Here is a 26,120-nt window from a genome sequence, read left to right as displayed (position 1 = left end):
TCCAACTGACCTGCATAGCGTAAATGAACGGAGTCACCGTCGTAAATGGCAATCGCGTTGCGAGTTCCCACGACTGAATGGAAGAAATTGGCGCTTGCTTCGCCTATCTGGAATAGTTCCAAGTTTTCTTTTCGGTAATGAGGTAAAATCCACAAAATAAAAAACTATATTCTCTGAGGCAAGCTCTTGCCATCACCGGCTGTAAATTGATCCGGCATATAATCCGGTTTTGCTAGCGGCAAGGTTCGTTATTCCAAACATAGAAGCCGGGTAATCGTGACACTTATTATTCAAAAATACGGCGGTACATCGGTCGGCAGCACTGAGCGCATCAAGAATGTTGCGCGGCGCATAGCGAAGTTTCAATCCCGTGGCCACCAGGTCGTGGTGGTGGTTTCCGCCATGAGCGGGGAAACCAATCGTCTTATTGCTTTAGCCAGGGAATTTCAGTCGCATCCCGATCCGCGTGAACTGGATGTCATGGTGTCGACTGGAGAGCAGGTTTCTGTCGCGCTGTTATCGATGGCGCTGATGGATATGGGCATCAAGGCAAAGAGCTATACCGGGACGCAGGTGAGAATACTTACCGACAACGCCCATACTAAAGCGCGGATATTGAAAATCGATGAGGATAAAATACGCAGGGATCTCGATGCAGGGTATGTGGTGGCGGTGGCCGGGTTTCAGGGCGTGGATGAAGCCGGCAGTATCACCACTTTGGGCCGTGGCGGGTCTGATACGACGGCGGTTGCATTAGCGGCAGCACTTGAGGCCGATGAATGCCAGATTTATACCGATGTGGATGGCGTTTATACCACCGACCCGCGCATCGTGCCTGAAGCTCGCAGGCTCAAGACCATTACCTTCGAGGAAATGCTCGAGATGGCGAGCCTGGGCTCGAAGGTATTGCAAATTCGTGCCGTCGAATTCGCAGGTAAATACAAGGTTAATTTACGGGTGTTGTCCAGCTTCGAGGAAGAAGGGGAGGGCACACTGATTACTCTCGAGGAAGAAAAGAACATGGAGCATGCGATTATTTCCGGTATCGCATTTAATCGGGATGAAGCCAAGATTACCGTGCTGGGTGTGCCGGACCGCCCCGGTATCGCTTATCAGATTCTCGGCCCGGTCGCGGATGCCAATATTGATGTGGATATGATCATCCAGAACGTCGGCCACGACGGCCTGACGGATTTTTCATTTACGATAAACCGTAATGAATTCGCCAGGACCATGGATATCCTGAAGAACCAGGTTCAGGCCCATATCGGCGCGCGTGGCGTCATCGGCGGCGAAAGAATAGCCAAGGTATCGGCAGTGGGTGTCGGAATGCGCTCGCATGTCGGTATCGCCAGCAGGATGTTTCGAGCCCTGGCGGAAGAAGGAATCAATATCCAGATGATTTCCACCTCTGAAATAAAAATCTCGGTGGTGGTGGATGAGAAATACATGGAACTCGCCGTACGCGTGTTGCATAAGGTGTTTGAACTGGATCAGGCGCCATAACCGTTCGAGCAACCGGGTATACAATTCATGGCATCAAATACACGCCCCGGCGTTTGACCGTAGAGTTGTAAACCGCTATCCTAGTGTGGCTTTACGTTTTTGCTTTGTGCTTTGTGGAGAGATGGCCGAGTGGTCGAAGGCGCTCCCCTGCTAAGGGAGTATAGGCTCAAAAAGCTTATCGAGGGTTCGAATCCCTCTCTCTCCGCCACTATAATATATAAGTACTTGTTTTCTTTTTATTATTTTCTATAACTATTATCCTACATACGTTTCAACCCCCTTTTACGTTGCTCTCCTGCAACAGTAATCGACTTTCTGAGCAGTGAATGACTCGCAGCGTTGTACGAAAGAAACGGGGTTTAATATTCTCTCTACTAATCTCCCATCGTACTGAGATTGATTCATTAGCCTTTTTCTCGAGACAGGAACCAGATGACTGACGTGATAGGGTTCAGCGCTATTAAGGACGGCCCGTGACCCAGAGTTTGGTCGCTATACAAAGTTGAGTAAACAGGACCGGCTCTAAAAACTGCGCTAACCTTGTCAGTGGGCAGATACGGTGGAAATCCAAACCTGTTAGATTTGGCCAGCTGGTACGTGCTTCGCGGTTGAGGGCACGAGTTAGCTCCGTCTGACGTGCCCCGGTAGTAGTGCCAAGGGTGTTCTAGCAAAGTTCGGTTAAAAATTAGCTACTTTCTCTTTCGCAGCCGTTCATTTCTTTTTGCATGCGGCAGCGGGCTGCGAATTCTGCCGGTGTCTGGTAATTCAACGCACTATGCGGACGATGCTCGTTGTAATCGCGGCGCCAGGCCGAGATCCGAATTCTCGCCTCAGCCAGGCTGGTAAACCAATGATCGTTCAAACACTCATCACGAAAGCGGCCGTTGAAGCTCTCGATATAGGCGTTCTGCGTCGGCTTTCCCGCCTCGATTAGTTTGAGCTGGACGCCATTCTGATAAGCCCATTGATCCAGCGCCTTGCTCGTGAACTCCGGTCCCTGATCGGTGCGAATTGCCAAGGGCAATCCACGAAACTGTGCAGCTCGCTCCAGCACGCGCACAACATATTGCCCCGAAATGCCATGCTCAGCCACCAGATCAACAGACTCTTTTGTGAAGTCATCAACGATGGTCAACACCTTGATGCGCCTGCCGTTGGCTAATGCATCACTGATGAAATCCATTGACCATATTTCATTTGGCCGACTCGGCAATGCCAATGGCTCACGTTCAACCGCCACATTACATCGCTTCTTTCGACGCGCTACCGTCAACCCGGCAGCTTGGTAGAGGCGGAAGATGCGTTTGTGATTGACTTCAATGCCTTCACGCCGCAGTAGAGCATGAATGCGCCGATAGCCAAAACGGCGGCGTTCAGAGGCTAATTCAACCATTCGGCTCTGCAACTGCTCATTCTCCGGTTGCCCCTTCGGGGCATAGTTCAGCACCGTACGTGATAGCTTCACAAGCAGGCAGGCGCGACGCTGCGAGATCCCCGTTTGCTCCAGCATCGCCGTTACTGCCTCACGCTTTGCCTGTGAAGTTAATGCTTTCGACCCAAGGCTACCTTTAAGGCTTCAGTATCCAGAAGCGACTCTGCTAATAGCTTTTTGAGTTGATTATTCTCAGCTTCAAGGTCCCGCAGCCGTTTTGCGTCCGGTACCGTCATTCCACCAAACTTCGCACGCCAGGTGTAGAACGAGGCATCGCTAAAGCCGTGCTGGCGACATAATTCCCGGACCGGAACCCCTCCATCGGCCTGTTTCAAAAAACCAATAATTTGCTCATCCGTAAACCGTTTCTTCACGTCCGTTCTCCTCTCGAAAAATGACCCTACCCCAATAAACAGTACCGATTAAAAGTAGAATTTCCGGCATGATTTTAACCTTGATGAAAGGAGTCATGACGTGAAGAGAAGCAAGTATACGGAGCAGCAGATCGCGTTTGCCCTGAAGCAGGCAGAGCTTGGCACGCCGGTTGAAGAAGTCTGCAGGAAGATGGGCATCAGTGATGCGACGTTTTATAACTGGAAGAAGAAGTACGGTGGGCTGGGGCCGTCCGAGCTGAGACGGCTGAAGCAACTGGAAGAAGAAAATACCAAGCTCAAGCGGCTGGTCGCGGACTTGAGCCTGGACAAGGCCATGTTGCAGGATGTGTTGTCAAAAAAGCTCTGAAGCCTTCCTGCAAGCGCATCCTGATTGATGAATTGCGCAACCGTTACCGCGCCAGCTTGAGGCAGACCTGCGCATTGCTCAAGCTGTCGCGCACGGTGTACGTCTACAAGTCTCGCGCCCGTGATTCATCATTGCTGCTCATGCGCATCAAGGAAATTGCCGCCGCCCGCGTGCACTACGGTTACCGGCGCGTGCATGTCCTGTTACAGCGGGAAGGCTTTAGGGATAATCACAAGCGTGTTTACCGACTCTACCGGGAGGAAGGGCTGTCATTACGGCTCAAGCGTCCGAAACGTAACAAATCTGCGCGGCTGCGCCAGCCCAAGCACCACGTTACTGCCATTAATCAGATCTGGAGCATGGATTTCGTCGCAGATGCGTTGTTCGATGGCAGGCGGCTGCGAGCACTGACTGTAGTGGATAACTATACGAGAGAGAGTCTGGCCATCGAGGTAGGCCAGAGCCTGAAAGGAGAAGATGTCGTGAACACGCTCAACCGCATTGCAACGAGGCGGGGGTTGCCCAACATTATCAAAGTCGACAATGGCAGCGAATTCATTTCCAAGGTCATGGATAAGTGGGCCTATGAGCGCGGCATCGAACTCGACTTCAGCCGTCCCGGCAAGCCGACCGACAATGCCAAGGTGGAAAGCTTCAACGGACGATTGCGGCAGGAGTGCCTCAATGCGCATTGGTTCTTGTCTTTAGAAGACGCCAAGCGCAAGATTGACGAGTGGCGGCAGTACTATAATGAGACGCGCCCCCACTCTGCATTACAGTGGGCAACACCCGCTGAATTCGCCCGCCAGGCAAAGGAAAATGCCTTGCCCGGCAGGCCTACTGAGTCGGAAATTTCCACTTTAGACCGGTACTGATTTCGGGGTCAGGTCAAAAACGAACTTTACTAGATTCTAAATGGCACCGTTTATGGGGAGCACGTCAGTTCGGGAGATCGGCCTTAACTATTATCGTTTTCATTTTAGCTACTTTATTCAATATATTGACGATTGACGTTCAGCGTCAATCTGTGCTAGGATTAAGAATGATAAAGAGCTTTAAATGCCGAAAAACAGAGCGCCTCTTTGAAGGCCAGCATATTGCGGCGTTTTCCGGCTTTAAACGCCAAGCGGAGAAGCGCCTTAGAATACTGGATGCTGCCGATACACTTGAAGCGTTGGCTGCTTTACCCAGTAACCGCTTTGAGCGCTTATCCGGTGATAGAGCGGGACAATACAGCATCCGCGTCAATCAACAATGGCGTGTATGTTTTACGTGGAACGAAGGTGCGAATGATGTGGAAATCGTGGATTATCACTAAGTAGATATAGAGAAAGGTAACAGAACATGACGAGAGAAGCTATTCACCCTGGCGAATTTCTTGCTGATGAATTGGAAGAAATCGGTATGACGCGAACAGAGCTTGCGCGGCAAATCGATGTGCCTCCAAACCGTATCTCGCAGCTTATTCATGGAAAACGCGACTTGACAGCAGATACAGCGCTACGGTTAGGACGGTTCTTTGGCACCGGCCCGGAACTGTGGTTGAACCTGCAAAAAACCTATGAGCTTGATAAAGCGAAAATTGAGCTGGGTAAAAAAATCCAGAAAATCAATCCGTGGAAACCCCACGAAGAAGTACATATTTGATGCTCAGTGCTTATTCTTAACTGGCAACCGTTCTCTTTTTGCGATTCTTTTGTTTTTAAGGGGGGTGCGGCAGCAGTCGAGAATGCCTACGTTGCTGATGGAATATTGGTGAAACCGCTCATGGTAACGGCTCCTGATAATACGAAACGTTACTCTTGAGATAGTCGTTCCATTCCTCTGGAATTTCCAGAATGCGGTTCGAAGTTTCGCACTCCGTCTCCGCCAGTTATAGGCATGCGCTCATTTTCACGGTTTGCCGAAGATTCTCCGATCGCTGATACCGGCGGGCGAGGGTGTCAGACTGAAGTGGGTCAACAATAAAGCGCCTCTGCCCTTTCTTTGCGAAAGCATCGGTGTCGTCACCCGCTTCACCGATGCGTGCGACCCCAAGCCGCGTTCGCGCGAGATTTTCTGTTTCACCCCCTGACACGCTCAATAGATAGCTGGCTCAAGGCGCCAGTCTGCGCGAGCGCCTTCCACATATTTCGCCGCTCAATCCAGGCCATCTTCCCGCCAAGGAACTGCGCCCGCGCGATTGCCAGGAAATCGCCATCAACAACCTGAAGGCCTCGTTCAAGGTCGGTCGTCCCCGCGCTCTGATTCAGATGCGACCGGCGCGGGCAAGATTTACATCGCCATTACCTCCATCTATCACCACTAGCCCTCCATCTATCACCACTAGCGGTTGCGTCTGTGTGGGCATATTTCTAATGATTGTCCATGAGTTGGATCGTCACCTCATCTGTATATACAACTTACAACTCAATCGTCGCAGTAGTACCTGCAACTGCTTTATTCTTGTTAACCATCTTTTTTGCTGCTAGTCTAAAAAATGGAGCCCCACGTTGTATCCTCGCTCCCGACATTAGAGGGAAGAATAGTATGAGTAATTGTGCCGCGGTGCTGAGAGACTATTCCAGCGCAGGTTTTTGCCGGTCACGTGCTCGTACCGCCGACCGAAGAAGCTTGAGTGGGTCAGTAATGGAGCGGCTCGACGGAGGTTCATCAATCGATATTTGGTATTGATAGTTGATATTGACATGTCCACGCTAAACGATTCCATGCGTGCAATGGTTCTGGAGGGGCCGGGGCAACCGGTTCAGATGCGCTACTTGCCTCGCCCACACCCAAGTCCTGATGAGCTGCTTGTCAAGATTGCAGCCTGCGCTGTTTGCCGCACTGATTTACATGTGGTCGACGGCGAATTGCCCGATCCAAAGCTCCCCATTATTCCGGGCCATGAAATTATCGGTCGAGTGGTAGCTTGCGGAGCAAATGTCCGTAGTTTTTCTATCGGCGAACGGATCGGCGTCCCCTGGCTAGGATGGACCTGCGGCCAGTGCCGGTATTGCCGCAGCGGGCAGGAGAATTTATGTACTACCGCCAAATTCACGGGTTATCAGATCGATGGCGGGTATGCTGAATATACTGTCGCCGATGCGCGCTATTGTTTTCGCATACCCGGTACTTATAGCGATGTCGAAGCGGCGCCCCTGATGTGTGCCGGACTAATCGGCTACCGCGCGCTCAGGATGACTGAAGATGCGGAACGGGTCGGAATTTATGGATTTGGCGCCGCGGCCCATATCGTGGCCCAGATTCTGGTTCATCAGCGACGGAAATTGTTTGCATTCACACGTCCTGGGGATATTGTGGCTCAGGATTTCGCCGGGAGGATGGGTGCTGCGTGGGCAGGCAGCTCGGACATGATGCCGCCCGAAGCGCTCGATGCGGCTATCATTTTTGCACCGGTAGGCGCGCTGGTGCCTGCCGCATTGCGAGCGGTTCGTCCGGGTGGAATTGTCGTATGCGGGGGCATCCATATGAGCGACATCCCCAGTTTTCCCTACGATATTCTATGGCGTGAAAAGCGTCTGGTCTCGGTCGCCAATCTTACCCGCAGGGATGCCGAAGAGTTTCTGGCGTTGGCGCCAGAAGTGCCAATCAGGGTAAGTACGGAATCGTTGCCGCTTAGCCAGGCGAATACAGCATTAACGAGGCTGCGTGAAGGAAAGCTAACCGGTGCGGCGGTGCTCATTCCCGAATTTTAGGTCCATCAGATGAGTTGCGTTGCCGTCCGGCTTACAACATCAGAAAGTGACACACTTATCACGCTCGGCCACGGCCTTGATATAGTCTCCCATGTTTTTGATCAGCGCGCCGGATACAAGATCGGGCTCACCAATCTTTCGCGCGACAGCGCAAGCACCGCACACCCAGATGGGAATGCCTGCCGTTTGTATAGCCGCTAAAGTATCTTTTAGCGGCGGCAAATTTACGCCCGTTATGTGATCGCCGATCCCAGGGCGCGCCAGCGTTACTGCCTCATTCCACAGAAATAGAATGACGTCATGTCCTTGCTCACGTGCGGCTTTTGCTGCCATGAAAGGCAGGCTTGCCATGGTCGGATCGTCGGTTCCGTGACTTCCAGAGATGATGAATTGCATAAAGATATCCTTTTATTCGTAGCGGTTCAAAAACCTTGGGGTCAGGCAGCATTCGTTCCGATACTTTAGCACGAGCGTGATCAGGCAAAACATACCGTTAAAGAAGATACTGGCGTATTTGTTATCGGCTATCGCTTGATTGCTGCTGTATTTAGCTTATATAAGCCCCGAGTGTTTCAGGTGCCAACTCCGAATGGGTTTGCGACCCATCAAACTCGGGGTCAGTAAAAAATAGCTTTGACCTGAGGGTATACCGCTCTGGTATAATAAATCAGTTCACGCACGGAAATGTAAATATGGCGACGCGAATCGCCAATCTTCCGCGCAAATGATCAGCTTCAGCGCCCGTAGCTCAGTTGGATAGAGTACTTGGCTACGAACCAAGGGGTCGTGGGTTCGAATCCTGCCGGGCGCGCCATAAAATCAATGGGTTAGAGCCACGCTGCTCTAACCCATTTTTTCTTTGTATTTCCATGAGTAAACCAAGAAATTGCTGGATTAGCGTTTTGACTATAGTTTAAGAACTGTTAAATCCATAGATCCCTGATTCGAGCCCAGGTCGAGATTCTTTTTCGTGCTTCGATCCTTGCCATAGCTTCAGCATCCTATCTTTCCAAAGCTGTTCATCTGCCTCGATAGGCTCTCCCTCACGCAGCGCCGCTTCGAGCAAATACTCCCAATTGCGTTTCCGCCCTGCACCGTTCTTCTTCCGTCAACAGGTGTGTCAATAATCCAGATCAACGATTACATCCAGTTCGTCAGCCTGTTTTTTTATCTTTGCCATTCCGTTCGTGGCAAATCTCCACGGCAATATCCAGAAGCCCAATGCTATTCGCTCTTTATCTCCACTACCGCGCCCAGTAGTTCTCCAGCAGAGCTGCGTGCAACTTTATTCCATAAAGAATATCGATGGCAGAACACTCGGCGTAGCTCAACAGAGCTATATGCCAAAACCAGTCGGGCTATTTTAATTCTTTGATTAAAGCGCAGAATTACTGCAACTGATCCGAGGGAATCAGGAACGTACCCTGGGTTCGCCCGGGAGGGTGATTGTCTTAATTCTTCATGGAGAAGCAAATGAACATACGAACAAAATCAGTTATCGCGGCCCTGATCTTTGGTGGATCAATTTCCACTGCCTCCGCATCTGCTGTCATAACTGACATCACCGCGAGCGGATCTGGCTTGGGTTCCTTTTCCTTCCTTGCCAGTTCCATCGATGACAAAGGCCTTGATTTTTCCAAAGTATTTGATGGCGTCAATCCGATTACGTTGACCTTCACCGTTGCTCACTCTGTTGGCAATGGCGGTTCTTATAACATTATCGAGTCAATCACCAACAATACGTCAACTGTTTTTAGCGACTTCCACCTCAGCATTGCGCAACCCACGAATATCCCAGGAAACGGCGTGGTTTTCACCAGCTTTAACTCATCAACCCTGGGTGGTTTCACGCTCGACTCACCTTCCGTGAATCAACCCTCTCCCTTCAATTCGAGTGGGCCACGCGACCTTAACTTTACCGGAACCCTGGCGGTAGGAGAGACAGCGAATGCGAGCTTCAGCCTGAAACCGTTCGACCCGGGTACTGGCAACACTTACACCTTTACCATTACCCAGACGCCGACGGTTAGCCCGGTTCCTGAACCGGAAACCTACGCCATGCTGCTTGCAGGGCTTGGGCTGATGGGTACTATGGTACGACGCAGAAACATGAAGCACAACGTTTAGTCGGTATCCCCGCTGTCGTTGAGCTCCCGGCACTGGTTCGCAGTGCATGGATTGTTACAACTCAAGATATAACCCTGCACTTTGCAGGATAGTCGCATACAGACCCGCTTCGGCGGGTTTGATGCTTTCAAGTTGGCCTTCGATCTGACTGAATTGCCCTTCTTGCAGTACGATTATCAGCAGCCACTTTGTGGCTCTGCGGATTGTCATATGCCGTCCATGAGAATCGAACTCTATCTTGCCAAGGGAAAAATGGTCCGCAAATGGGCGCCAGGAGTACAGGGTATGAGAGAAGGAACACGACATTTATCCTGACTGACAACGGGTTGAAACTTTCCTGCTGCGCCACCTGTACTTCAGTCCAATAGTTATCCGACATGAGGTCTGTATGATGAGCCCTGGTTTACCGATTTAATAATCCACGGAAGAAAAAATGAACAGATTGGCCAGCGTCGCTGCTGTTTTCGGAATTCTTTTGATAACCATATCGCCTGCTCGGGCGGCGCCCATCTATACGATAGCCGATTTCTCGGGCGGGGTTTCCACTGTGACCGGTTTAGGTAATAGCCTGGGTTTTCAACAAACCAGCACATGCAACGGCTGTGCGGCAGGCAGCGTGGGTGGCCAGGTATTGTTCGATAAAAGCCTTATACCAGCAAGCGGCACCGGTATCGTTAACATCGCGCTTGCATCGATCACCGGTGTCTCGAACCACGATATCTTCAACATTGTATTGGGAAGCAAACCGCTGGGATTTGAATTTGGTGATATAAACGTAACAGGCAGTCCGTCCATACAGTTCATGGATGGGGTATTCAACGGTTTTTCTCTCGTGGAAGGCTTTATCGTCAATGAGAAAATCTATGAATTCAGCATGAAAGGTTCAGCTTGGACTATAAGCTGGTTAAAAAATAATTCCTCTTCGGATCTTGTCGCCTCGGGATATGTGATGATTGGAGACGCTGGACTCATCAATCAGGCAACCCTCATTCCGTCCTTACCGGAGTTGCCCGCTACGGTTGTGCCCGAGCCTGCTACCTTCTCGCTCTTTGGCATTGGTTTATTGGGTATCGTAATGACTCGCCGGCGGATGGCGTGGCGATGAACGTTCCCGCAGTACATCCGATCATTTTCCCAAAACGAATATATGATCCCAGGTAGGAAAAACGAAATTTTGGTTTCGCCGAAGCATAGCGGGAGGCAATCGAGGAATAAGGGGAGGAGGATCAGGAAAAAGGACACAGAACTCGGAATGGGAATATTTAAATATCAATGGCTTATACATGTATCACCGGAAAATCCATAGCATATTTGCTATTATATAAGTTATTGATATATAATGGCATTATATAGCAGTCGAGCTGGGTGCGAACCAAGGTGTTCGTGGTCTGAATCCCAAGAGCCATAAACAAGGGATTAGGCATTCGCCTAATCCCTGATTTTTTTGAGCTAGCGGTGGGCACCCTTAGCGCGGAACTTCCAATAACCTTTCATATTCAACCATGCCTACATCCATTTATTGCTACCACTGCCACATTCCCCATGACCGCAGCGAAATGCGATTGGTCGTTACGAAGACGGGCAAGCGATGGCGCTGCGAGCGCAGCATCAAGAGCGCCCAGGCGGACAGAAAGACTCGCGATGCGTTCGGGCGGCAGATTTCGGCCCTTAATAAGGCGGACGCGCAGGCGAGAATCAGGATGACGTTAAAAGAATGAACAACTCAACAATTACCGGCTTTAGCTGGTGGTTGTTGAGTCAGTATAGATAATTGAAAGGCAAGACAGCGGATGCTCGCTGGCCATAAATCGCGGATCGTAGGTTCGAATCTGCTGGGTCTTCAAATCAAAAGGGGTCAGGCAAAAGCCTGACCCCTTTTTTCAAGCGCTTGAATTAACTCGAATGCGTATTTAATTTATAGTTGTGTCCGGCTCATGCAGATTCTTTCTTGACTAAAGTAAGGTTGGTATCTGCCAGCAAGCCTCCAAGAAAGCATTGGAAGCTCATATCTTTTTTCAGTACGGCGCGGACGTCGATTATGAGGCGTAATTGCCCGCTTTCCAGCCTCAGAAGCTTCAGGTAATTGGGGAAAAGATGATGTGCCGGTACAGCAATTCCGTTGCCTGCGCGTTCTGCCGGATAACTCACCCATTCAGGCACCAGGCCGGACTGGCGTATGGCGGCTTCGGACTCTTCAAATACGTAGGCTGTAATGCCAATGGCGGCGCTCGTCCAGTAACTGATTGGTATAAGCGGTTGTGCTGCCTGAAGGGTTTGTGCGGCTTGCGGCGATTCACGCTTGGGTTTAGCTTTCATAAGGCTCCTCTGTAAGCGGGGTTAGTACTGCTCTCCCGTCGCAGATCGGGCAGAATAGCTGAGATCGGATCATGGTTCCTAGTGTAAATTCAGGCGGAACTGTCCAAATGCCATACAAGTGAAGCTGTCCGGGAGAGATATGCGTATCTTACGGGTTTTAAGGTACGTTGCCCATTGGACCAAAGTACACCTCACGCTGTCGCCAGCCGCAAGCCCAACGTAGATTATTCAGATTCCCGGTGAGCCTATCCCGATCGCTGGGCTGACCCTATAGCTTGAAGCCTCCCTTGCACGCTTTGCGACAGGAGAAAGAGCATTAACCACAGCCAATGGCAGGGGCAGCAACTGTTCACAGGATGCCGACGCGATCAATTCGGCGGAAAGTCCTGCGCTGATCAGGCCGCGAGTCCCATGGCCCAGGCTGGTATATAGCCCAGGCGACAATTTTCCCACCAGCGGCATTGCGCCGGGGAGAGAGGCTCTTACCGATGCACGGCCGTCAAGCTGTCTAATGTCCAACGAATCCGTATTCATCGATCTGGCTAATCCTGCGGATATTTCTGTCAATCGGGATAAATTTTTGGCATGGTCGGCTATGCGCAAATCAACTGCTTCATCATTGAAGCTGTGCGTCGCACCCATCATATGTACGCCTGCAATTGAGGGGAGCAGATAGCCGCCGGTACAAACGATGGTTCGCAGATTACGGCTATGCGATGTCGCGGGCAATACAGTGATTTGCCCCCGTACCGGTGTCAGCGGCAAGCTTGACAACGGGGCGAACGATTTCACCTCATATCCAGTGCAAACGACCACTAGCTGAGCCTCATGGCACCAGGCCTGTTCACGCTGGTTCTTCCCCTCCACACGCCAGCCGGCATCCACCGCTGTCAATGATTCGACGCGATGGGCGGTGAAGTGAGCGATGGCTGGGTTCGACGCCAATGCCGCGCACATCCGCGGTGGAACTACCCAGCCTCCAGCGGGGAACCACAGCCCTCCACATGCCAGTTCGATGCCTGCCAGCATGGATGCTTCAGCCGCATCTACGCGCCGCAATACATGTGGCGGCCAATCGAGTGCCGCCAGTTTATCGACACGTTTCGCTTCTTCCGCTGAAAATGCCAGTTGCAGCTCTCCGCATTCGGCCCGGACGATGCCATCTATGGGCAGTTTTTCATCGAGCAGGGCGAGAGCATGCCCATAGGAGGCCAGGACGAAGCGTTGCAGCGAGTTCATACCGGCGGCCAGACGGGTGTGCAGTATGCCGCTGGGGTTGCCCGATGCCCCTGTGGCCAGCGCTGGCGATCGCTCGATCAGCTTAACGGAGACGCCGCGCATCGCCAGCGCTGAAGCAGCGGCACAACCGGCCACACCCCCGCCGATGACAATGGCTGTTGCCGGAATGGATCGAGCAGGGGGCGACCCAGGAAGGCGGCCCTGCAGCATTTCACGTTTCAGGCCGAAGCCGGGCGATTTGCTTACCTGGAACCCGGCTTGCTCCAGGCCGCGCCGTACGTGGCCGGCGCAGGTATAGGTGGCAAACGTCGCACCTGGCCGGGAGGCCTGCACGATGCCCTGGAATACCTGCTGAGTCCACATTTCGGGATTACGGGCGGGTGAAAAGCCATCGAGAAACCATGCGTCGATCCCGCCGCAGATTTCAGGCAGCGCCTTGGCGACGTCGTCCACTACCAGCGTGAGGCGTACCTGCCCTTCGCCGAAGCTCCATCGATTCCAGCCAGGCACGCGGCGCCGCCAGCGCTTGATGAGTTCGTTGGCATACCCTTGCAGCGCCGGCCATTGTGCCAATGCGTCGTTCAGTTCCCGCTCAGTGAGCGGATATTTTTCGACGCTGAAAAAATCCAGGCTGCATCTGGATGGGAATGGGATAATTTCATCGAATAGCTGCCACGTGCATAAAAAACTCAATCCCGTGCCGAACCCTGTTTCGCCGACGGCAAATCCATCCCCGCTTGGCAATGATGCAAAACGCTCAGCCAAGCGGTTGCCTTCCAGAAAAACGTGGCGTTTTTCCGCCACGCCGGAATCTCTTGAGAAATAGATGTCGCCGAAGCGGGAAGAAAACGGTTGGCCGTTCTGCCAATCGAGCATCAGCGGGAGGGGTTTAAATATGCGTTCAAGCTGCGAGCTTGAATGGATTGCGCTGAAGGGAATGATTAGCCGGATTCAACATGATTTGGCCAGGTCAGTTATCACATCAACAGATGGCATAAACGGAAACGCAGAAAATATAGGGATCAAACGATACGCGGTACTTACATACCAGACTCGGCAATCACTCGATGTTATCTATCTGCCTGTGCAATTTTATCGTCTCCGCAGTTTTTTTACGCATTCGAAGGTTGAGAAATTCCACACCGACCGAAAATGCCATCGCGAAATAAATATAACCCTTCGGGATATGGACATCGAAACCTTCGACGATGAGCGTCATCCCTACCAGTATCAAGAACGAAAGAGCAAGAATCTTGATGGTCGGGTGATCCTCCACAAAATCACCGATGGGCTTTGCCGCCATCAACATTACCAGCACTGCCAGAATGATGGCAATGGCCATCAATGTGATATGTTCCACCAGCCCGACAGCGGTAATGACCGAATCCAGCGAAAATACAATGTCCAGGATGGCAATCTGTATCAGCACCATGCCCATGCTGGTAACGGCGATGTTTTTGGCGTTATCCCCCGCGCCCTCGAGGCTGTTATGGATTTCATGCGTCGCTTTGAACAGCAGGAACATCCCACCCCCGATCAGCACGATATCCCGACCGGAAACCGAATTGCCAAGTACGGTAAACCACGGTTCGGTCAAACCCATTACCCATGTAATGGAAAACAGTAAGCCAAGACGGGTAAGCATTGCCAGGCCAAGCCCCATTCTTCTTGCGAAATTACGCTGAGCTTCAGGAAGACGACCGACAAGAATCGAAATGAAAATAATGTTGTCTATGCCTAAAACAATTTCCAGCGCAGTTAAAGTCAACAATGCTACCCACGATTCGGGACTCGTCACCCACTCAAACATCAATTTTCCTCATGGTCATGGTTAATGCCGGCCTTGATTGGCGCACTATTTCGCTGCCCGGCTTTTGCTGGGTGTCATCATGAAGTTCATCGCTAGTTTATTACGCTGATTTTGCTGATCGCTATACTGCGGAGCGCTTATTACAGCGCTAATGGGAAACAGCCAAAAAATGCCGTTTATATTATCACGCCCAAGCTTACCGCGAACCAGCAATGAGGATCGGTCCAGGTATGTTCCACCTCGAAGCCGCCGCGCTGGAGCAGGTCTTTCAGGCGCTCAACTGTATACTTATAGCTGTTTTCCGTATGGATGCGCTCACCTTGATAGAACTGCAACGTGGTATCCAGCGCGTCGACTCTGACTGATTGGGGACGTGTGCTTTCCAGATGCAATTCGATGCGGGATGCTTTGTGGTTCCAAAAAGATACGTGGCTAAAAGAATCCGGTTCGAATTGGCCGCCAAGTTCGCGGTTGATTCTCACGAGAAGATTCTTGTTGAACGAAGCGGTTATTCCAGCACTGTCATTATACGCCGCGTGCATGACATTCGCGTCCTTGACGAGATCTACCCCAAGCAGTAGCTGATCTCCGCTCGATAGGTGCTGTGCTACATTTCGGAGCAGCGCAATGGCTTCGCCATGTTCCAGATTGCCGATACTCGAGCCGATATACAAGACCAGACGCGGCGAGGGCTGTCGTTTCAGAAACCCGAGGTCTTCGAAATCTCCAATTTGTGGATGCACGTTCACTGCGCCCATTTCTCTTTCCACTTCATCTTTGGCCAACTGCAGGGCCGCGTCGGATACATCAAGCGGAAAGTAATTCACGCTGCATTGCTGTCGCAACAATGAACGCAACAAAATGCGCGTCTTGGTCGCCGTCCCTGCGCCGAGTTCACTGACGGACACGTTCTGGCCGAGCCGGCCGCATATTTCGTCGGCATGGGTCATCAGTATGGCGGCTTCCGTTCGCGTCGGGTAATACTCGGGCAAGCAGGTAATTTTTTCAAATAGAGCCGAACCTTGGGCATCGTAGAGCAGCTTCGGGGGCAGCCTCTTAGGCATGCGTGTGAGGCCCAGGAGTACGTCTCCTGCTATTACCGGAGCCGGACCCGGCATGAGCGTGGGGGTCGAGATTCGATTCAAACGCTCAGGCGCAATCATGTGCCCACCCCATCATCGGTAAACCGGGCGTGTGGAGAAATGCCGACGCGTCTGGAGCAGTGCGAGCTAAACGCATGGACGGCGTTAAAATAAATGCTCCAGAGTCAGGCATGGACTGGATTGTCTGATCACCTATGGTAGGCATTTCAGCAAGCCTCAGGGTCTGATTGCGCACCTCGTCATACCGCCCTGGCCGCATGAGTGGTAGCGAAGATCCGATGTGTTGGCTGAAAGTTTCAGGCATGGGGTATCTCGTCTTTTTGAAGTCGTTATCGATGCGGATTGAAAGCTGGCTAAACAAAAAAGCGATGCTATTCTCTTAAAATTGTTTATGAAGAATAGTGTTCGTGAACTCGTGAACCTCTTTATGCAAATGTGTTACGCATGCGAATTCTCATCAATTCTCGTTAACTCTGCTGTGCATTTTCTATAAACACCGATATGTATTCTGTGCGCTGCCAGACATAAGGGGCGCGGTTGCTGGCGGGCAGTACTGATTGCCGTTGGTGAATATTTATGGCTGTGTCAGACAACGGCTATCTTTGTACGTTACCGCACTGACCCGTTTTAGGAGTTCACGCATTCTGTACCCGTCTGAATCGCTTTTGAAGCTAATCGAAGCGGTCAGGAATGAAATCAGGGGAGGTTCTCGTTAAGAAGCAAAACGAAACCGAAAGCCTGGAATTAAACCACTTTTACTGGAGATAACCATGAGTTATGAAGATCGTGATACTTACGGTATGTACAAAAGCGATGGCAAAAACGAGGGTCCCGGACCTCGGTTGATGGGTGCCGATACGCTCATTGGAGAGGACGTCTACAATCGGAAAGACGAGGATCTAGGCGACATAAAGGAAATCATGCTGGATATGAACAATGGCAAAATCGCTTACGCGGTATTGTCTTTTGGCGGATTCATGGGTATGGGCGACAAGCTTTTTGCTGTGCCCTGGAGTGCGTTGAAGCTGGATACGGAGAACAAGCGTTTCATACTCGATGTGGATAAGAAACGCCTCGACTCCGCTCCGGGATTCGATAAGGACAACTGGCCCGATATGGCGGATCCGAGCTGGCAGAATACCATTAACGCCTACTATGGAACAAAGACATACACTGACACAAGCTACGCGGACACAAAGTCCACCAAGGACTACACGACGCCGGCTCAAAAAACAACGAAAGAATAATACCCGTGGCGCGGATCGGCACTGATCATGTAAAAAACGAGACCATGGTGACCATACGCAAATAATAGGCAAAGACGAAGGCGCTGAATCGCGCAACTGCTTGATTTCTTGAGTTGGAGTCAAAGAGGCAAGTTTATCTTGCCTCTTTGTTTTATATCGCTCGACTTTCCCCTAATCCGGTAATAAACGAAGAACTTCGGGTCGTATAAACCTGTCGTCAATAAGGTTAATGACGCCTTGATCCAGATGGGTACGAATCACATGGCCTGTAGCTTGCATTACCTTTTGAATGCAGCGCATCGAAGTAGAAGCGTTGCAATTCTTCTTCCCCATGTATGCTCATTGGGTTTTCAGCAAGATAATCCGTGGTCGTGGTAATGGCTTGCTCCAATGCCGTTATGAATTTATCCGGCAGGGCAGTGTGGACCTGGTAAGCGTGTGCCTGGTCCTTGTGCAATTCGTTTCAGCAGCGATTGACCTATCCAGAACCTGCTTGTTTCGTTGGATGCGCTTGGTCCGAGGCGATCTCTGAAAGAACTTCAATGCCCAATGTATCCACATGATCAGCCTCCCCGGCAGTTGAATGCGCAATTAAATGTTTATTCACTGTCTCACTGTACCTGGTCGAGATACCCTACTGCTATAAAAACCTGATATAGCTACAAATGCTTCATCTTCAGCTACTTCAGTTCCATCATTAATAAATTCGAACACCATTAATATATGGGCAACTATTCGCATAGTTACCAGATCACCTGGATCCTGGCGTTCAGTATGTTGCCTGTCGTAGGCTGTTAAACTCTGCCAGATGCAACCAATCCCTTACTGGCGCCTTTCCGGCTTTTATTTCTTCCATTTCGCTTTCATCGGTGCTTTTGCTCCTTACTGGAGCCTCTACCTGAAATCCCTTTCGTTCAGTGCTTTTCAGATTGGCATCCTCATGTCCCTCTTGCATGTGACGCGTATTTTTGCGCCGGCTGCCTGGGGCTGGCTTGCCGATCATACCGGCAAGCGGTTGCTGATCGTACGATCGGCGGCAATTACAGGCTTGATAAGTTATTGCGCGGTTTTTTTCGGCGAGTCGTTTACGTGGCTATTCGTAACCATGGCGCTGCTAAGTTTTTTCTGGAGTGCCTCTTTGCCCTTGATCGAAGCAACCACGCTTTCCTATCTTGGTGAGAGCACCGCAAAGTATGGGCGTATTCGAGTCTGGGGTTCAGTGGGATTTATTTTTGCGGTGACAAGCGTCGGCTATCTGCTTGATTCAACAAATATTGCTGCACTATTGTGGGCAGTGCTCGGATTCAAGCTGGGCATTGTCATCTTTTCGCGCCAGATCCCGGAGGGCGAGATAGTAGTCCATGCTGCCGATAGTCACTCCATTCGACAAATATTCAAGCGTCCGGAAGTGCTGGCGTTTTTCGGTGCCTGTTTATTGATGGCGCTTGCGCATGGCCCCTATTACACTTTCTATTCCATTTATCTGGTGGAAAACGGTTATAGTAAGAGCATGGTCGGTTGGCTGTGGGCTATCGGCGTAATTTGTGAAATAGGCATTTTTTTCCTGATGCCCCAGTTGATGCACCGTTTCGGCCTCAAGCAGATCATGGTTTTCAGCCTGAGCTGCGCGATAGTGCGTTTCTTGATGATCGGCTGGGGAGTGGACTGGCCGGCCATCATATTATTGGCGCAAATACTTCACGCTGCGACCTATGGTGCTCACCACGCCACGGCCATGATGTTCGTGCATCGACTCTTTCGCGGGCGCCATCAAGGCAAGGGCCAAGCGCTCTACACCAGCCTTACATTCGGCATCGGTGGCACGATTGGCGGAATATTCAGCGGCTATGCCTGGGAATCGCTCGGGCCGGGCCTTACATTTACCGTGAGCGCAGCCGCTGTTCTGCTTGGGTTGACATTGGTAATGTGGAAGATGGACGTTGAGCGGTAACGGAAAACGAGGTGCAACGCTCATGTCACTGTTTCTTGCTGTCCCATTATGGGATAATTTCAGATTCCACCGGAATCGAGGTTCGATTAAACCTAAATCCGAATTCTGAGAAATGCAAACGCTATACGACAAACTCTGGCAAAGCCATGTGGTACATGAGGAATCCGATAAGCCGGATGGCATGACTTTGCTCTATATCGACCGTCACCTTGTGCACGAAGTCACCAGCCCGCAGGCATTCGAAGGATTGAAGCTGGCTGGACGCAAGCCCTGGCGGCTGGATTCGATCCTGGCAGTAGCCGATCATAACGTGCCCACCACCCGGCGTGACCACGGCATCAGCGACCCGATCTCGCGTCTCCAGGTAGAGACCCTTGACCAGAATTGCGAGGAACTGGGCATCACCGAATTCAGAATGAATGACCTGCGCCAGGGTATTGTTCACGTAATAGGCCCGGAGCAGGGCGCCACGTTGCCCGGCATGACGGTGGTATGCGGTGATTCGCATACCAGTACGCACGGTGCATTTGCCTGTCTTGCCTTTGGTATCGGCACTTCGGAGGTGGAGCACGTGCTCGCGACACAGTGTCTGCTTTTGAAAAAAGCAAAAACGATGCGGGTTGCAATCGAGGGCGACCTTGGTCATGGCATCACCGCCAAGGATATCGCGCTTGCCCTTATTGGTGAGATCGGTACGGCGGGTGGCACGGGCTATGCCATCGAATTCGCCGGCAGCGCCATACGCGAACTCTCCATGGAGGCACGGATGACGCTTTGCAACATGGCTATTGAGGCGGGGGCGCGCGCAGGCATGGTAGGGGTGGACGATACTACTATCGACTATCTCAGGGGGCGGCCTTTTGCACCAAAAGGTGATTTGTGGGACAGAGCCGTGGTTTACTGGCGCACGCTGAAAAGCGACGAGGGTGCAAGCTTCGACAAGACGATATCGCTGGATGCGGCACAGATCAAGCCGCAGATAACCTGGGGAACGTCTCCCGAAATGGTGGCGGCTATCGACGGAAAGGTGCCTGATCCTTCGCGGATTACCGATAGCGTGAAGCGCCACGATATGGAGCATGCGCTGAAGTATATGGGACTTGCCCCCAACACCCCGATCAGCGAAATTCGTCCGGATAAGATATTCATCGGTTCCTGCACAAATGCGCGCATTGAAGATCTGCGGGCTGCAGCGAAAGTGGTGAAGGGGAGGCGTATTGCCGCGAGCATCAAGCTTGCGATGGTGGTGCCGGGTTCAGGCCTGGTAAAGCAGCAGGCGGAGCGGGAAGGGCTGGACCGGATATTTCTTGATGCCGGCTTTGAATGGCGGGAACCGGGTTGCTCGATGTGCCTCGCGATGAACGACGACCGGCTTGAATCCGGCGAGCGTTGCGCTTCTACTTCCAATCGCAATTTCGAGGGCAGGCAGGGGTCGGGGGGGCGCACTCATCTGGTGAGCCCGGCCATGGCGGCAGCCGCTGCGGTAGCGGGACATTTTGTCGATGTACGGGAAATATATTAAAATTCCGGGGCAATAAAAACGGGTTCTTTTTTTACTACAAAACGGGAGTTGCAATGAGAACGTTTTCAATGATGGTTGTCCTGATCGCTGTCTTCGGTCTGTCTGCGTGTAATACCATGCAAGGCTTCGGCAAGGATCTCCAGAGTGGTGGTGAAGCGATACAAAAACAGGCACAATAAATAGAGTTATTGGCTCGTGAAAAAATTTGTTTTCTGCGACGGATTGGTGGCGCCGCTCGATCGCGCTAATGTCGATACCGACGCCATCATTCCCAAGCAATTTCTGAAATCCATCAAACGGTCTGGTTTCGGGCAGAACCTGTTTGACGAGTGGCGTTATCTGGATCACGGCGAACCGGGCATGGATGCCGCTCGGCGCAAGCCCAATCCGGATTTCATACTCAACCTTGCACGTTACCAGGGTGCGCAGATACTGCTTGCGCGTTCGAATTTCGGCTGTGGTTCGAGTCGAGAACACGCGCCGTGGGCACTTCAGGATTATGGCTTTCAAGTGGTCATCGCGCCCAGTTTCGCCGATATTTTTTTCAACAACTGTTTCAAGATCGGCCTGCTTCCCATTGTGCTCGATGCGGCGGACGTGGACCAGTTGTTCGCCGAGGTAGAGGCCACTGCGGGCTATCGGTTGCGGGTTGACTTGCAGGATCAATCGGTGACGACGCCCAGCGGTAAATCCTTCTCTTTCGATATCGATCCCTTCCGTAAACACACTTTATTGAATGGCCTGGATGAAATTGGTCTGACTTTGCAACATATGGACAAGATCAAGGCCTTTGAAGAGAAGCACCGGGCTGCACAGCCCTGGTTATTCACATGATTTTTCTTCCGGTTTAAACCAAGGATTTTATGAAAATTGCAATCCTGGCTGGAGACGGTATCGGCCCGGAAATTATCGCCCAGGCTGTGCGAGTGCTGGAAGCATTAAGAAGCGACGGGTTGAAGTTTGAGCTGGAACCGGGCTTATTGGGCGGTTGTGCCGTAGAAGCGGCGGGTGAGCCGTTTCCGGAAGCGACACGCAATCTTGTGGCCGGTGCGGATGCCGTGATCCTGGGTGCCGTTGGAGGTCCCCAATTCGATACGCTGCCGCGTCACCTGCGGCCGGAACGGGGTTTGCTCGGTATTCGAAAGGCGCTGAATCTGTTTGCCAACCTGCGCCCCGCGATACTGTATCCTGAGCTTGCCAATGCTTCGACGCTAAAACCCGAAGTGGTGGCCGGCCTGGATATTCTCATCGTGCGTGAATTGACCGGCGATATCTATTTCGGCGAGCCGCGGGGCATTGAATGTCGCGACGGCCAGCGTGTTGGTTACAATACCATGATCTATAGCGAAACCGAGATTCGCCGAATTGCCAGGGTGGCTTTCCAGGCGGCGCGTAAACGTCATCGCAGGCTTTGCTCGGTGGACAAGATGAACGTGCTCGAATGCACCCAACTATGGCGCGACGTGGTGACCGAGACAGCGAAAGATTACCCCGACGTGGAGCTCTCGCACATGCTGGTGGATAATGCCGCTATGCAGTTGGTGCGTAATCCTCGGCAGTTCGATGTGATGGTGACGGGCAACATGTTCGGCGATATCCTGTCGGATGAAGCTTCCATGCTGACCGGTTCGATCGGCATGCTGCCATCGGCCTCACTGGACGACCGGAATAAGGGCCTCTATGAGCCGATACATGGTTCCGCTCCCGACATTGCGGGTAAAGACATCGCTAACCCCCTGGCAACGATATTGTCGGTGGCGATGATGCTGCGCTATACGTTCGACCAGGAAACGGCAGCCTCCCGCATCGAGAGCGCGGTGAAGAAAGTCCTGGCTCAGGGGTATCGTACTGAAGACATCTACGAGGCGGGAACGAAAAAGGTCGGCACGGCGTCAATGGGCGATGCGGTCCTGGCAAATATATAGGTAAATGGTTGAAAGAGACCAGGTTCAGTTTCCTGGAGAGAGGCGATCGATGAAACGAGTAGGATTTATTGGCTGGCGGGGCATGGTAGGGTCGGTGCTCATGCAGCGCATGCGGGAAGAAAATGATTTTGCATTGGTGGAGCCGACTTTCTTTTCCACTTCCCAGAAAGGCGGCAAAGGTCCGGATATCGGCCAGGAGACGCCGTTGCTCGAGGATGCGCATGATATAGACCAGCTTAAGTCGATGGACATCCTTGTTTCCTGCCAGGGCGGAGACTACACCAGCGCGATCTTCCCCAAGCTGCGTGAAGCGGGCTGGCGGGGTTACTGGATCGATGCGGCCTCCACATTGCGCATGGTAGACGACGCAATCATCATACTCGACCCCGTCAATCTGCCGGTTATCGAGCAGGCGCTGCACGACGATGTCAAAAATTACATCGGTGGCAATTGCACCGTCAGCTTGATGCTGATGGCTGTGGGCGCATTGTTCGAAGAAGATCTGGTGGAATGGATGAGCGCCATGACTTATCAGGCCGCATCCGGCGCGGGTGCGCAGAACATGCGGGAATTATTGCTGCAAATGGGTGAAGCGCATCGTGTGGCGAAAAATTTGCTGGACGATCCGGCCGCGGGCATACTTGACATTGACCGGGAGGTTGCGGGGACATTGCGCGATGGCAATTTTCCCACCGCGAATTTCGGCGTGCCGCTGGCAGGCAGCCTCATTCCTTGGATAGACAAGGATCTGGGCAACGGGCAGACCAGAGAAGAATGGAAAGGCCAGTCCGAGACGAACAAGATCCTGGGGCGCGCTGACCAGGTGATACCTGTCGATGGTATTTGTGTTCGCGTCGGTGCAATGCGATGCCATAGCCAGGCGCTGACCATCAAGCTCAAGAAGGACATCCCGCTGGATGAGATAGAGGGTATTCTTGCCGCATCCAACAGTTGGGTACGGGTTATCCCGAACGAGCGCGAGAGCACCTTGCAAGAGTTGACTCCGGCTGCGGTTACCGGAAAACTGACGATTCCGGTAGGGAGGCTGCGCAAGCTAGCCATGGGAGGGGAATATCTCTCGGCGTTTACAGTGGGAGATCAGTTGCTGTGGGGCGCGGCGGAACCTTTGCGCAGGATGCTGAGAATTCTGGTTCAAGCCTGAGAGTCGGCGGAGCCGCCTTTTTCCTCATTCGGGAAGAAATTTGATTTATATGAGTCGTGCAAAATGGGGCTTATATTAATTCCATGCTTAAGCGATTTTCCTGTTTTTCCGATAGAAAATCATCTCAACGATCCTGCTCACGGTATTCGCCTGGCGGGTTGATGCCGATGACGTTTCGCAGCAATACTTATTTTCTTCCCTGTAAACGGGGTTCGGGTATAACTTGGTGGGAGGGTTAGTAATAAACTAACAATAGACAAGCTTCAGCCAAATGTTAATGCCGGCCCCGTGATGTTTATCCATATATCCTCCTCAAGAGTGTACGGCTGTGCGGAAGTTTACTTCTAAAGCATGTTTGTTTTTATTTGCAATTTTTTTGCCGGTAGCCGGATATGCAGTTGGCTTGGGCAGACTGACCGTCAATTCGGCTCAGGGATACTCCTTTAAAGCAGAAATCGAACTGGTTGCGGTAAAGAAAGAAGAGAAACCTTCTCTAGTGGCGCGTCTTGCCTCACAAGAAACGTATCGCCAAGCCAACATCGATTATTCGTCTGTCCTCTCGACATTCAATGCGAGTATTGAGACCCGCTCCGACGGGCAGCCTTACGTCAGGATCATGTCTCCGCAACCTATTGCCGAACCGCTTCTCAATATGTTGGTTGAGCTGAATTGGTCGTCGGGACGATTGCTGCGCGAATATACCGTGCTGCCCGGTCTGTCCGAAATCGATGCGCATCCGCCCTCTGAATCGGTCGTTGGCAGATCAGATGCGTCAGTCAAGCAGGATGAGAAGTTGCCAATACAGGATGAGTCCAATTCCGCCGGCAAGACTCATACTGCCTATGGTCCGGTAAAGCAGGGCGATACCTTAGTCAGAATAGCGAAAAATATCGTTTTTCCCGCTGGGGTGAGCTTGAATCAGATGCTGGTCGCGTTGCATCGTGCAAATTGCGATGCTTTCTTCGGCAATAATATGAATCAGCTCAAAACAGGACCTATTTTAAGGATACCGGATAATAGTGAAGTCGGTGCGATAACCCCGGCGGAAGCCAACCGAGAGGTGAAAGCACAGACCGCGGATTGGTACCGGCGGAGGTTTGCGGATAGAGAAGGGGCGACCGAGGAACTGAAGCAAACGGTCGGTGGAAGGATTGACCCCGCTGTTGAGGTAGATATTATTCCAGCCCAGGAGCTTTCCCGTGAGATTTTAAAGCTTTCAAAGGTGAGGAAAGCGGGAATGGGAGCACATACATCAGAAACAATATCGGTGGGATCGTGGGCGACGAGGCAGGCGGAAAAGAGCCAAGTGCCCAGCGTGGGCTCCATGCAATGAAGGAGGGTGCTGCAGCAAAGCACAGGTCGCTTGACGAAACCAAGAATAACTCATAAACAAGCTGGATTATTACGGACTGCCCTTTTCATTCATATGTTCAATTCTTCTGCTTCTTCCGCAAAATTTGCTTAATGAATCTCTGTTCAAGTGGCATGTGGGCGCTACGATAAAAATAGGCGCACAGGCGTTCGTGCCGTGAGAATTGCATTGGTGCTGGAGTACGATGGCAGCAGTTTTTGTGGCTGGCAAAGCCAGCGATCGGGCGGTTCGGTCCAGGATGCGGTGGAAGCCGCGTTATCCAGAATCGCATGCAGGGACGTTCGAGTAGTAACCGCTGGGCGCACTGATGCCGGCGTTCACGCCGCGTATCAGGTAGTGCATTTCGATACGCAGGCAGAGCGGCCCATGGGAGCGTGGGTTCGCGGGGCTAATGCGCTGTTACCGGACAGCATCGCGATACTATGGGCATCCGAGATTGGGGATGATTTCCATGCGCGCTACTGCGCCATCGAGCGCTGCTACCTCTATCTGCTATTGAATCATCCTGCGCGCCCGGGGCTTTACCAAGGCAATATCGGCTGGTTTCATCAGACTCTTGACATTGAACCCATGCAGGCCGCCGCGCAGACGCTGCTGGGAGAGCATGATTTCAGCGCTTTCAGGGCGGCCGAGTGCCAGGCAAAATCTCCCGTACGCAATCTGACGAAACTGGAAATTATCCGGTTGGGCGATACTATCGCATTCGAACTGCGCGCCAATGCGTTTTTGCATCACATGGTGCGCAATATCATCGGTTGCCTGATATATGTGGGAAAGCGCAAATATCCACCTGAATGGATAGGCGCGCTGCTTGAAAGCGGTAAGCGTAGCGATGCGGCGCCGACTTTTTCCGCTGCCGGATTATACCTGACGGGCATCACTTACGATGCCAAATGGAAGTTGCCGTCTGTTGTCGAACCGCCGCTTGCCGCGGTATTGCCGAGGACGAACAGGCCTCGCTAGCCGTCT

The 26,120-nt window shown here is 52.0% G+C and carries 26 protein-coding genes and 2 tRNA genes; 19 read left to right on the top strand and 9 right to left on the bottom strand.

From position 1 onward, the window contains the following. The first annotated feature begins 276 nt into the window (after positions 1–276). Together KJS40_RS10020 and KJS40_RS10015 are read left to right on the top strand one after the other, a co-directional pair. Positions 277–1,506, top strand: a complete 1,230-nt coding sequence (locus KJS40_RS10020) for an aspartate kinase (protein WP_213537448.1) — start codon at positions 277–279, stop codon at positions 1,504–1,506. Between the two features lie 115 nt (positions 1,507–1,621). Continuing rightward, positions 1,622–1,714 (top strand) — tRNA-Ser (locus KJS40_RS10015). 477 nt (positions 1,715–2,191) lie between these two features. Here KJS40_RS10015 and KJS40_RS10010 read toward each other — a convergent pair. Next, a protein-coding gene (locus KJS40_RS10010; RefSeq protein ID WP_213537446.1) for an IS3 family transposase occupies positions 2,192–3,312 on the bottom strand; the annotation gives its coding sequence in 2 pieces (ribosomal slippage) (positions 2,192–3,054 and positions 3,054–3,312; 1,122 coding nt in all). 100 nt (positions 3,313–3,412) lie between these two features. Between KJS40_RS10010 and KJS40_RS10005 the strand changes: the two genes are divergently transcribed. The 4 genes from KJS40_RS10005 (at position 3,413) to KJS40_RS09990 (ending at position 7,377) form a co-directional block, all read left to right on the top strand. Beyond that, a protein-coding gene (locus tag KJS40_RS10005; protein ID WP_213537444.1) for an IS3 family transposase occupies positions 3,413–4,554 on the top strand; the annotation gives its coding sequence in 2 pieces (ribosomal slippage) (positions 3,413–3,665 and positions 3,665–4,554; 1,143 coding nt in all). A gap of 125 nt (positions 4,555–4,679) precedes the next feature. Then, positions 4,680–4,997 (top strand): type II toxin-antitoxin system RelE/ParE family toxin, encoded by a 318-nt coding sequence (locus tag KJS40_RS10000; protein WP_280520233.1) that lies wholly within the window; start codon positions 4,680–4,682, stop codon positions 4,995–4,997. 26 nt (positions 4,998–5,023) lie between these two features. Beyond that, the gene (locus KJS40_RS09995) at positions 5,024–5,326 is read left to right on the top strand and encodes a HigA family addiction module antitoxin (protein ID WP_213537442.1); all 303 of its coding nucleotides are present in this window, start codon (positions 5,024–5,026) and stop codon (positions 5,324–5,326) included. Between the two features lie 1,040 nt (positions 5,327–6,366). Further along, the gene (locus tag KJS40_RS09990) at positions 6,367–7,377 is read left to right on the top strand and encodes a zinc-dependent alcohol dehydrogenase family protein (RefSeq protein WP_213537440.1); all 1,011 of its coding nucleotides are present in this window, start codon (positions 6,367–6,369) and stop codon (positions 7,375–7,377) included. Between the two features lie 39 nt (positions 7,378–7,416). Here the strand turns inward: KJS40_RS09990 and KJS40_RS09985 are convergent, their stop codons facing one another. After that, positions 7,417–7,773, bottom strand: coding sequence for a DsrE family protein (locus tag KJS40_RS09985; protein WP_213537438.1), 357 nt, complete (start codon positions 7,771–7,773; stop codon positions 7,417–7,419). 341 nt (positions 7,774–8,114) lie between these two features. Here KJS40_RS09985 and KJS40_RS09980 point away from each other — a divergent pair. After that, positions 8,115–8,191, top strand: a tRNA-Arg gene (locus KJS40_RS09980). Between the two features lie 659 nt (positions 8,192–8,850). Beyond that, positions 8,851–9,504, top strand: a complete 654-nt coding sequence (locus tag KJS40_RS09975) for a PEP-CTERM sorting domain-containing protein (RefSeq protein ID WP_213537436.1) — start codon at positions 8,851–8,853, stop codon at positions 9,502–9,504. A gap of 54 nt (positions 9,505–9,558) precedes the next feature. Here KJS40_RS09975 and KJS40_RS09970 read toward each other — a convergent pair whose 3' ends face one another. After that, on the bottom strand, positions 9,559–9,714 hold the full coding sequence (locus KJS40_RS09970; protein ID WP_213537434.1) for a hypothetical protein: 156 nt from the start codon (positions 9,712–9,714) through the stop codon (positions 9,559–9,561). A 223-nt stretch (positions 9,715–9,937) separates the two neighbouring features. Here KJS40_RS09970 and KJS40_RS09965 point away from each other — a divergent pair, with 223 nt between their 5' ends. Together KJS40_RS09965 and KJS40_RS09960 are read left to right on the top strand one after the other, a co-directional pair. Continuing rightward, the gene (locus KJS40_RS09965) at positions 9,938–10,609 is read left to right on the top strand and encodes a PEP-CTERM sorting domain-containing protein (RefSeq protein WP_213537432.1); all 672 of its coding nucleotides are present in this window, start codon (positions 9,938–9,940) and stop codon (positions 10,607–10,609) included. 397 nt (positions 10,610–11,006) lie between these two features. Further along, positions 11,007–11,222 (top strand): hypothetical protein, encoded by a 216-nt coding sequence (locus tag KJS40_RS09960; protein WP_025041609.1) that lies wholly within the window; start codon positions 11,007–11,009, stop codon positions 11,220–11,222. Positions 11,223–11,436: 214 nt separating this feature from the next. Here the strand turns inward: KJS40_RS09960 and KJS40_RS09955 are convergent, their stop codons facing one another. From KJS40_RS09955 to KJS40_RS09935, 5 genes are all read right to left on the bottom strand, one after another. Beyond that, on the bottom strand, positions 11,437–11,820 hold the full coding sequence (locus tag KJS40_RS09955; RefSeq protein ID WP_025041608.1) for a hypothetical protein: 384 nt from the start codon (positions 11,818–11,820) through the stop codon (positions 11,437–11,439). 228 nt (positions 11,821–12,048) lie between these two features. Beyond that, positions 12,049–13,935 (bottom strand): bifunctional tRNA (5-methylaminomethyl-2-thiouridine)(34)-methyltransferase MnmD/FAD-dependent 5-carboxymethylaminomethyl-2-thiouridine(34) oxidoreductase MnmC, encoded by a 1,887-nt coding sequence (gene mnmC / locus KJS40_RS09950; protein ID WP_213537430.1) that lies wholly within the window; start codon positions 13,933–13,935, stop codon positions 12,049–12,051. 184 nt (positions 13,936–14,119) lie between these two features. Beyond that, on the bottom strand, positions 14,120–14,869 hold the full coding sequence (locus tag KJS40_RS09945) for a TerC family protein (protein WP_213537428.1): 750 nt from the start codon (positions 14,867–14,869) through the stop codon (positions 14,120–14,122). A 176-nt stretch (positions 14,870–15,045) separates the two neighbouring features. Beyond that, on the bottom strand, positions 15,046–16,032 hold the full coding sequence (egtD, locus tag KJS40_RS09940) for an L-histidine N(alpha)-methyltransferase (RefSeq protein WP_213537426.1): 987 nt from the start codon (positions 16,030–16,032) through the stop codon (positions 15,046–15,048). Beyond that, positions 16,019–16,276 carry a hypothetical protein gene (locus KJS40_RS09935; protein WP_213537424.1) on the bottom strand — a complete coding sequence of 86 codons (258 nt, stop codon included), beginning with the start codon at positions 16,274–16,276 and terminating at the stop codon, positions 16,019–16,021. Before KJS40_RS09935 ends, egtD begins: the two co-directional genes overlap by 14 nt. Before the next feature lie 466 nt (positions 16,277–16,742). Here KJS40_RS09935 and KJS40_RS09930 point away from each other — a divergent pair, with 466 nt between their 5' ends. Further along, positions 16,743–17,219, top strand: coding sequence for a PRC-barrel domain-containing protein (locus KJS40_RS09930; RefSeq protein WP_213537423.1), 477 nt, complete (start codon positions 16,743–16,745; stop codon positions 17,217–17,219). A 226-nt stretch (positions 17,220–17,445) separates the two neighbouring features. Here KJS40_RS09930 and KJS40_RS15355 read toward each other — a convergent pair whose 3' ends face one another. Next, positions 17,446–17,676, bottom strand: coding sequence for a hypothetical protein (locus tag KJS40_RS15355; protein WP_244859533.1), 231 nt, complete (start codon positions 17,674–17,676; stop codon positions 17,446–17,448). Positions 17,677–18,027: 351 nt separating this feature from the next. Between KJS40_RS15355 and KJS40_RS09920 the strand changes: the two genes are divergently transcribed. The 8 genes from KJS40_RS09920 to truA all read left to right on the top strand — a co-directional run bounded on the left by KJS40_RS09920 (position 18,028) and on the right by truA (position 26,114). Then, positions 18,028–19,170, top strand: a complete 1,143-nt coding sequence (locus tag KJS40_RS09920; protein ID WP_213537419.1) for an MFS transporter — start codon at positions 18,028–18,030, stop codon at positions 19,168–19,170. 112 nt (positions 19,171–19,282) lie between these two features. Continuing rightward, the gene (gene leuC, locus KJS40_RS09915; RefSeq protein WP_213537417.1) at positions 19,283–20,692 is read left to right on the top strand and encodes a 3-isopropylmalate dehydratase large subunit; all 1,410 of its coding nucleotides are present in this window, start codon (positions 19,283–19,285) and stop codon (positions 20,690–20,692) included. 53 nt (positions 20,693–20,745) lie between these two features. Then, positions 20,746–20,871 carry an entericidin A/B family lipoprotein gene (locus KJS40_RS09910; protein WP_213537415.1) on the top strand — a complete coding sequence of 42 codons (126 nt, stop codon included), beginning with the start codon at positions 20,746–20,748 and terminating at the stop codon, positions 20,869–20,871. Positions 20,872–20,887: 16 nt separating this feature from the next. Further along, complete coding sequence (gene leuD / locus KJS40_RS09905) at positions 20,888–21,526, top strand: 3-isopropylmalate dehydratase small subunit (RefSeq protein WP_213537412.1); 639 nt, start codon at positions 20,888–20,890, stop codon at positions 21,524–21,526. Between the two features lie 29 nt (positions 21,527–21,555). Continuing rightward, positions 21,556–22,617 (top strand): 3-isopropylmalate dehydrogenase, encoded by a 1,062-nt coding sequence (leuB, locus tag KJS40_RS09900; protein ID WP_213537410.1) that lies wholly within the window; start codon positions 21,556–21,558, stop codon positions 22,615–22,617. Between the two features lie 49 nt (positions 22,618–22,666). Next, positions 22,667–23,779, top strand: coding sequence for an aspartate-semialdehyde dehydrogenase (asd, locus tag KJS40_RS09895; RefSeq protein ID WP_213537408.1), 1,113 nt, complete (start codon positions 22,667–22,669; stop codon positions 23,777–23,779). A 403-nt stretch (positions 23,780–24,182) separates the two neighbouring features. Then, positions 24,183–25,112: a FimV/HubP family polar landmark protein gene (locus tag KJS40_RS09890; RefSeq protein WP_213537406.1), complete on the top strand. Its 930-nt coding sequence runs from the start codon at positions 24,183–24,185 to the stop codon at positions 25,110–25,112. 195 nt (positions 25,113–25,307) lie between these two features. Beyond that, positions 25,308–26,114: a tRNA pseudouridine(38-40) synthase TruA gene (truA, locus tag KJS40_RS09885; RefSeq protein WP_213537404.1), complete on the top strand. Its 807-nt coding sequence runs from the start codon at positions 25,308–25,310 to the stop codon at positions 26,112–26,114. Positions 26,115–26,120 lie beyond the last annotated feature (6 nt).

Origin of the sequence: Nitrosospira sp. NRS527 (genome assembly GCF_018406445.1) — a bacterium.
GTDB lineage: Bacteria > Pseudomonadota > Gammaproteobacteria > Burkholderiales > Nitrosomonadaceae > Nitrosospira > Nitrosospira briensis.
Note: the sequence above shows the minus strand (reverse complement) of the source record. Positions and strands in the feature narration are given on the sequence as shown.